This window comes from Vibrio floridensis (assembly GCF_021852965.1).
In the GTDB taxonomy this organism is placed as follows: domain Bacteria; phylum Pseudomonadota; class Gammaproteobacteria; order Enterobacterales; family Vibrionaceae; genus Vibrio; species Vibrio floridensis.
This window is the reverse complement of the sequence record NZ_JAKGCY010000029.1, coordinates 1-6,757: the sequence shown is the minus strand read 5'-3', so window position 1 is coordinate 6,757 and position 6,757 is coordinate 1. Positions and strand designations below refer to the sequence as shown.

The 6,757-nt window shown below is 45.4% G+C and carries 10 protein-coding genes; 6 read left to right on the top strand and 4 right to left on the bottom strand.

What is annotated here, in order from left to right; all coding sequences use genetic code 11:
* The 3 genes from LZU85_RS19965 to bfr form a co-directional block, all read left to right on the top strand.
* Positions 1 to 90: EF-Tu C-terminal domain-related protein (locus LZU85_RS19965; RefSeq protein ID WP_080286574.1), on the top strand; the 90-nt coding region annotated here is incomplete at its 5' end.
* Positions 91 to 296: 206 nt separating this feature from the next.
* The gene (locus LZU85_RS19960) at positions 297 to 485 is read left to right on the top strand and encodes a (2Fe-2S)-binding protein (RefSeq protein ID WP_130350762.1); all 189 of its coding nucleotides are present in this window, start codon (positions 297 to 299) and stop codon (positions 483 to 485) included.
* A 73-nt stretch (positions 486 to 558) separates the two neighbouring features.
* Positions 559 to 1,035, top strand: coding sequence for a bacterioferritin (gene bfr, locus LZU85_RS19955; RefSeq protein ID WP_176298919.1), 477 nt, complete (start codon positions 559 to 561; stop codon positions 1,033 to 1,035).
* 96 nt (positions 1,036 to 1,131) lie between these two features.
* Here the strand turns inward: bfr and galE are convergent, their stop codons facing one another.
* Both galE and tpiA read right to left on the bottom strand, forming a co-directional pair.
* Entirely contained in the window at positions 1,132 to 2,142 is a 1,011-nt protein-coding gene (gene galE / locus LZU85_RS19950; RefSeq protein ID WP_176298920.1) for a UDP-glucose 4-epimerase GalE, read from the bottom strand.
* Between the two features lie 178 nt (positions 2,143 to 2,320).
* Entirely contained in the window at positions 2,321 to 3,091 is a 771-nt protein-coding gene (tpiA, locus tag LZU85_RS19945; RefSeq protein ID WP_103277318.1) for a triose-phosphate isomerase, read from the bottom strand.
* Between the two features lie 302 nt (positions 3,092 to 3,393).
* On the opposite strand from tpiA, the gene LZU85_RS19940 reads away from it, so the two are divergent.
* Both LZU85_RS19940 and LZU85_RS19935 read left to right on the top strand, forming a co-directional pair.
* Positions 3,394 to 3,741 carry a 5-carboxymethyl-2-hydroxymuconate Delta-isomerase gene (locus LZU85_RS19940; protein WP_176298921.1) on the top strand — a complete coding sequence of 116 codons (348 nt, stop codon included), beginning with the start codon at positions 3,394 to 3,396 and terminating at the stop codon, positions 3,739 to 3,741.
* Between the two features lie 58 nt (positions 3,742 to 3,799).
* Positions 3,800 to 4,222 carry a DUF805 domain-containing protein gene (locus tag LZU85_RS19935; RefSeq protein ID WP_237288312.1) on the top strand — a complete coding sequence of 141 codons (423 nt, stop codon included), beginning with the start codon at positions 3,800 to 3,802 and terminating at the stop codon, positions 4,220 to 4,222.
* Between the two features lie 72 nt (positions 4,223 to 4,294).
* On the opposite strand, the gene LZU85_RS19930 is transcribed toward LZU85_RS19935, so the two are convergent.
* Entirely contained in the window at positions 4,295 to 4,633 is a 339-nt protein-coding gene (locus tag LZU85_RS19930; protein WP_176298923.1) for a DUF3135 domain-containing protein, read from the bottom strand.
* A 256-nt stretch (positions 4,634 to 4,889) separates the two neighbouring features.
* Here LZU85_RS19930 and LZU85_RS19925 point away from each other — a divergent pair, with 256 nt between their 5' ends.
* Positions 4,890 to 5,507 carry a helix-turn-helix transcriptional regulator gene (locus tag LZU85_RS19925; protein ID WP_176298924.1) on the top strand — a complete coding sequence of 206 codons (618 nt, stop codon included), beginning with the start codon at positions 4,890 to 4,892 and terminating at the stop codon, positions 5,505 to 5,507.
* A 62-nt stretch (positions 5,508 to 5,569) separates the two neighbouring features.
* Here the strand turns inward: LZU85_RS19925 and glpX are convergent, their stop codons facing one another.
* Complete coding sequence (gene glpX / locus LZU85_RS19920) at positions 5,570 to 6,577, bottom strand: class II fructose-bisphosphatase (RefSeq protein ID WP_176298925.1); 1,008 nt, start codon at positions 6,575 to 6,577, stop codon at positions 5,570 to 5,572.
* Positions 6,578 to 6,757 lie beyond the last annotated feature (180 nt).

Here is a 6,757-nt window from a genome sequence, read left to right as displayed (position 1 = left end):
CCAATCGCGATGGACGAAGGTCTACGTTTCGCGATCCGTGAAGGTGGCCGTACTGTAGGTGCTGGTGTTGTTGCTAAGATCATCGCTTAATTCTTTGAATTAAACGAAATCTTGCACTCTTCTTCAATTTGAAGAACAGCGCACAAGAAAAGAGGAAGCTTTGGCTTCCTCTTTTCGTTTATATAAAATACCAAAAGCTAATAACAAATTGGTCTAAAGGAAGAGTAAATAAACATAGTAATGATAATGATTATCTATTATATTTGCTGTTGTGATTTCAATTGCTAGGTTCTTTTATGTACGTTTGTTTATGCCACGGTGTCTCTGATAAAAAGATTCGCAAGCTTGTTATTGAGCAAGGTGTTGCGGATGTTCGTGGAATCAAGAAGTGCACTGCATTGGGAAGTCAATGTGGCAAATGCATACGTATGGCGAAAGAGATTATCAACGAGACTGCTCCGGCACTATTCAAGCAAGCCAGTTAACCTAATCGGCTTTCTTTTTGACACTTGCTCAATTGGTTCTACAGTTATAGAAGCCAAAGAGGAGGGCTATGTCATGAAAGGCGATCCAATAATTATTCAACATCTCAACAAAGTATTAGGCAATGAACTGATTGCCATTAACCAATACTTTCTCCATGCTCGCATGTACAAAGATTGGGGGCTTAAGCACCTCGCGGACAAGGAATATCACGAATCGATCGATGAGATGAAGCATGCAGATCATCTTGTTGAGCGCATTTTGTTTCTTGAAGGTATTCCAAACCTGCAAGACCTTGGTAAGTTGATGATCGGTGAAGATACTAAAGAGATGCTGGAATGCGACTTAAAACTTGAAATGTCCGCGATTCCCGATCTAAAGGCAGCAATTGCTTACGCAGAAGATGTGCACGACTATGTATCACGTGATCTTTTTCAAGATATCTTAGAAGATGAAGAAGAGCATGTGGATTGGCTCGAGACGCAATTAGGCCTTATTCAATTGACGGGTATTGAAAACTACTTACAGGCCCAGTTTGTTGATGAGGATTAATCTGACCTCTATTTCTATCGTACCCACAAGCAAAAGGCGAGTTCTCACTCGCCCTTATTGTGTTGCCAACACAATCAAACGTGTCAGTGATGGCGATTACTCATAGCCATTTGGGTTATTGGACTGCCAACGCCAAGTATCTACCACCATGGTCTCTAGCGAGCGTGTCGCTTTCCACCCCAATACTTGTTCCGCATAGGTAGGATCGGCCCAGCATTCAGCAATATCACCTGCACGGCGAGGTTTGATTTCGTAAGGAATAGGACGCTGAGCCGCTTTTTCAAAAGCAGCGACCATTTCAAGCACGCTATTCCCTTGGCCAGTGCCAAGGTTAAAGATATGCAATCCTGCTTGCTGCCCCACTTTATTCAAAGCCGCCAAATGACCGTCTGCAAGATCAACAACGTGAATGTAATCACGAACCCCAGTGCCATCTGGTGTTGGATAGTCGTTACCAAATACGCCCAGTTTTTCGCGTCGACCAACCGCAACTTGAGCCACAAAGGGCAATAAGTTATTTGGAATGCCTTGAGGATCTTCACCGAGCAAACCCGACTCGTGAGCGCCAACGGGATTGAAATAACGCAGCAGGGTGATGCTCCAATCAGGATTGGCTTTGTGGAAGTCAGTCAGACACTCTTCCACCATCAATTTGCTGCGGCCATAAGGGTTGGTAGCTGAGGTTGGGAAATCTTCACGGATTGGTACGGAGGCGGGATCACCATAGACGGTGGCGGATGAACTGAAAATAAGGCTCTTAATACCAGCTTTATCCATTTCACGTACGAGATTTAGGGTTCCTGACACATTGTTATCATAATACATCAGAGGTTTTTCAACCGATTCTCCTACTGCCTTTAGGCCTGCAAAGTGGATGACGCCCTGGATATCATGCTGAGCAAAGACGTGTTGCAGAATCTCGCTGTCACGAATGTCACCTTGATAGAAAGCGGGGCGCACGCCAGTGACCTGTTCAATGCGATCAAGCACCAGCAACTTGCTGTTATAAAGATTGTCCAAAATGATGGGCGTCATTCCTGCTTCGATCATCTGAATACAGGTGTGGCTGCCAATATAACCGCTGCCACCAGTGACCAGTATGTTCATAGTTGTCCTCTGAAATTATATTTCCAATTATCTAGCCAAACTAACTTTGTGAGTTTATTAGAAAAGATTCTCGATGAACAGAATAGGGCAAAATCAAATTCGAGAAATGTTGAGGCTAAAATAAAGGGCGTATTCCCGAAGAAATACGCCCTAAATACAAAGATAGGATGGCGTTGAATTACGCTTTCATTTTCGCTGCTGCTTTCGCGATCGCTGCGAAGCTCTTAGCGTCTAGAGATGCGCCACCAACAAGAGCACCATCGATGTCTGGTTGTGCGAAGTAAGCTTCCGCGTTTTCTGGCTTAACAGAACCACCGTATTGGATGATCACTTGCTCTGCTACTGCAGCATCTTTTACTGCGATCATCGCACGGATAGAGGCGTGGATACGCTGTGCATCTTCTGCTGTTGCAGCTTTGCCTGTACCGATTGCCCAGATTGGTTCGTAAGCGATGATGGCACCGTTTAGCGCTTCAACACCGTATGCGTCGATCACTGCGTTGATTTGACGTGCACAAACAGCTTCAGTTTCGCCTGCTTCGTTTTGCGCTTCAGTTTCACCGATACAGAAAACAGGTTTTAGGCCGTTCTCTTTTAGGAATGCAAACTTCTTCGCTACGAACTCATCTGATTCATTGTGGTATTCACGACGCTCAGAGTGACCAATAATGATGTGAGTAGCACCAAAGTCTTTTAGCATTGCAGGAGACATGTCGCCAGTGAATGCACCGCTGTTGTTGATGTCAGTGTTTTGTGCACCAAGAATGATCTTGTTGCCACCTTCAGCGATTAGGCGCTCTGCAAGGTCGATGTAAAGTGCTGGCGGCGCTACCGCTACATCTACACCTTCAACGCCTTCTAGTTCAGCGTTTAGACCAGTTAGCAGTTCAGCAACCATCGTTTTGCTGCCGTTAAGTTTCCAGTTACCCATCACTACAGGACGACGCATAGGAATATCTCCATATCTTTATTGAATCGAAGTCTTCACAGGCGAACCAATGAAGCCAATTTATGTAAAAAATCTACGTAGGAATATAACAGAAATATGTGGATAGATCATGACTCGTGTCATTTCTTGTCGCTTTCTTTGGCTGGTCAGAGCGCGTCAAATTCACTGATATTTCGCTCAGACGAAAACGATTGGTGATCTATCCTGCATAACCATAGCCAATTACTCGGAATTTGTCGGTGAGCTTGGTATTACTCTATGTCAGCGTTACCAATCAAAAATCGGCAACAAAAGGAAGTATCATGCCAAATCTAGTCTTAGAGTATTCAAATTCCGTTGAAGAGCGCGTTAATATTCCTGGTTTACTGGAGGATCTTCACCACATAGCCATCAAAAGTGGTTTGTTCGATGCGCCATCGGTTAAGTCGCGCACGCTGCGCTGCCACCATTGGTTGATCGGAGAAGAAGGGGACAGTGTCGACTTTATTCATGTAAGCTTTGATTTATTATCAGGACGAACCGAAGAACAAAAACGAGAGCTCTCACGTCAATTGATGTCGGCCCTTCAGGAAACCGCTAGCCATGTGCGCAGTTTGACGGTGAATATTCGAGATATGGATAAGGATAGTTTTCAGAAGGTGGTAAACTGATCCCCATTACGTTACTTTTTTCGGTAACGGTGGTGTATTTTGTTTGGGATTTAATTTGATGTCGTTAAAAGAACTGCTTTTTTCTTTCCAAGGTCGTATCGGTCGTAAAACATATTGGCTTTGGAATTTGTGTTATTACTTGGGTATTTTGGGTTTTGTAAGTGGAGTTTCTAAGCTGTTCCCATCTTACAGCCACATCTTACTGCCGATATTTTTGTTGGTAATTTTAATCCCCGATTTGGCAGTGACCACCAAGCGTTGGCACGACAGGAACAAATCTGTTTATTGGCTGTCCCTTAATATCCCATTAGTTTTTGGCCGTTTAGCAACGCCAATGTCTGGTACGTTGACTCAGCAGCCAACAGGCATGGAAACCATCGTAGGTTCAATCGCGTTACTGTGTGGAGCATGGATTTTACTTGAGTGTGGCTTTTTGAAAGGCACGGAAGGACCAAACCGTTATGGGGAACCAGAAAAGTAAATGTTCCATCCTCCGAGCAACAAAAGAATTAAGGCCCGTTTTGGGCCTTAATTCTTTTGTTGGTGTGAATCATTAGTAGAAAGTCTTTGGGGTAAAAGGAATGATTTGTGCGTCTTGATTCAATGTGTCTGAGCCATCACTATCAAGGGCTTCGCGAAATTTTACCATCTGTTTGGTTAACTCATTCATCAACACCACGTTAGTGTGAACAGGGTTCTTACAACGGCTAATGACCAAATCAATGTGGCTTTGCTGTGCGACTAACCTCTCTCTCATGGCTTCCGAAGCAGATTGAATCATCTCGTGACACATCTCTTGTTTAAATTGATTAAAAGCATTTGGGTTTTCTGCGGCGAGCGCCATCATTTCATCAAACGATGGTAATTGTTGCTCCGTTTGAAGACTGCCCATAGCGCCTCTCCCTATCTGGTGCTGTTGATAAAATAAACAGTAGCTATAAACAAAGCATATGTCAGATTTTGAAAATGGAAAGGTTGCAATTAATTTGTCTTAAAAATAAGACGCTCATTCTCTGTATTTAGAGGTCTAGCATAGTGTGGTGGTGAAGAGGCACCCTTGTTATTTCACTAAGTATGGTAATAGATTATCAAGACTTTTCTTTACTAACCCTATGGCGCATAATATCTCTATCGGGTGAGAGGGATGTATGAAGACCATAGATAGGATTATTCAATCTATTAAACGTGATGGCGAGGTAACGGCAAAGCAGATTGCAACGGAGCTTGGTATGACAACCATGGGAGCCCGACAACATTTGCAAAGCCTTGAAGAGGATGGAATGGTGAGCTTTCACGATGTGAAAGTGAAAATCGGACGCCCTACTCGTCACTGGTCTTTGACACAAAGAGGGCATGATCAGTTTGCCGATCGCCACGGGGAACTCACCATCCAAGTGATTGATGCGGTAGAGGCGCTGTTTGGTGTTGAAGGTTTGGCGAAAGTGGCCGCTGAGCGAGAGCAGAAAACATTTCTCCACTATGAAAGAGCATTGGCGGCATGCTTAGACCTAACCAGTCGCTTGGAAAAGCTAACGGCGATGCGTGAAGAAGAAGGGTATATGGCGGAGCTGGAGAAAACGGATGAAGGTTTTCTCTTAACTGAAAATCATTGTCCAATTTGCAAAGCGGCAATTCGTTGTCCGAGTTTGTGCCAATCCGAATTGAGTATATTTCAGAAACTGCTTGGCGAGCAGTGTCATGTTGAACGCAGTGAACATATTATCCAAGGGGAACGTCGCTGTGCTTATCGGATCCGTCGACGTTAGACTGATGATCAGTAATAAGGCCGCTTGAAGCGGCCTTATTCGTATCTTGGTGCGAAAGTGGATTAAAGAATGATCGCTTTCACTTCGTCGTCTTTACGCTCAAGATAATGAATCGACTTGATACGACGAATGGTGCGACAGCGGCCACGAATCAGCAGTGTTTCAGTGGTCGCAATGTTACCAGTACGGGTGATCCCTTCTAGCAAATCGCCTTTGGTAATGCCCGTGGCCGAGAAAATAACGTTGTCGCTACGAGCCATATCTTCCAGCTTCAACACTTTGTTTGCTTCAACACCCATTTCAGCACATCGCTCAAGCTCAAACGCCGCGAACTTACGATTCTCTTCTGTATCCCCTTTCACTTCATTGCGGGGCAGCAAGCGACCGTGCATGTCACCATCTAATGCACGAATAACTGCAGCAGAAACGACCCCTTCCGGGGCTCCACCAATGCAGTACATCACATCCACTTCGCTATCCGGCATGCAGGTGAGAATCGAAGCGGCAACATCCCCATCAGGCACTGCGAAGACGCGTACGCCCATGCGTTGCATCTCGGCGATCACCTCATCATGACGAGGCTTAGCAAGGGTAATCACCACCAAGGTATCAAGCGTTTTTCCAAGCGCTTGTGCGATGTTCTCGAGGTTTTCTTTAAGTGGCTGGTTGAGATCGATCACGCCTTTTGCACCGGGGCCAACTACCAGTTTTTCCATGTACATATCCGGCGCTTTCAAAAAGCTGCCCTTTTCGCCAGCCGCTAAGACCGCAAGGGCGTTGGATTGGCCCATAGCGGTCATGCGAGTCCCTTCGATAGGATCGACTGCGATGTCGACTTCGTCACCACCTAGACCAACGTTTTCGCCGATGTAGAGCATAGGTGCATCATCAATTTCACCTTCACCAATGACGATTTCACCACAGATGTCGGTTTTGTTCAGCAAGGTACGCATCACTTCAACGGCTGCGCCATCTGCCGCGTTTTTATCACCACGGCCAAGCCATTTGTAGCCAGCGAGCGCTGCGCCTTCAGTTACGCGGGAAAAGGCCATTGCTAAATCGCGTTTCATGTTGTCTCCAAAAAGTGTCAAATCGAAGGAAGAGAAAAATTGCGGCGATTCTAGCATAAAAAGCAGGGAAAACGTTTGCTAAATTGAGTTTTGAGCTGAAAATCGAGGTGCGAGGTGCGAGGTGCGAGGTGCGAGGTGCGAGGTGCGAGGTGCGAGGTGCGAGGTGCGAGGTGCGAGGTG

Coding starts and splice junctions, on each gene's coding strand:
- bfr (WP_176298919.1), top strand. CDS start 559: ATGAAAGGCGATCCAATAATTATTCAACATCTCAACAAAGTATTAGGC.
- galE (WP_176298920.1), bottom strand. CDS start 2,142: ATGAACATACTGGTCACTGGTGGCAGCGGTTATATTGGCAGCCACACC.
- LZU85_RS19940 (WP_176298921.1), top strand. CDS start 3,394: ATGCCAAATCTAGTCTTAGAGTATTCAAATTCCGTTGAAGAGCGCGTT.
- glpX (WP_176298925.1), bottom strand. CDS start 6,577: ATGAAACGCGATTTAGCAATGGCCTTTTCCCGCGTAACTGAAGGCGCA.
- LZU85_RS19930 (WP_176298923.1), bottom strand. CDS start 4,633: ATGGGCAGTCTTCAAACGGAGCAACAATTACCATCGTTTGATGAAATG.
- LZU85_RS19935 (WP_237288312.1), top strand. CDS start 3,800: ATGTCGTTAAAAGAACTGCTTTTTTCTTTCCAAGGTCGTATCGGTCGT.
- LZU85_RS19925 (WP_176298924.1), top strand. CDS start 4,890: ATGAAGACCATAGATAGGATTATTCAATCTATTAAACGTGATGGCGAG.
- LZU85_RS19960 (WP_130350762.1), top strand. CDS start 297: ATGTACGTTTGTTTATGCCACGGTGTCTCTGATAAAAAGATTCGCAAG.
- tpiA (WP_103277318.1), bottom strand. CDS start 3,091: ATGCGTCGTCCTGTAGTGATGGGTAACTGGAAACTTAACGGCAGCAAA.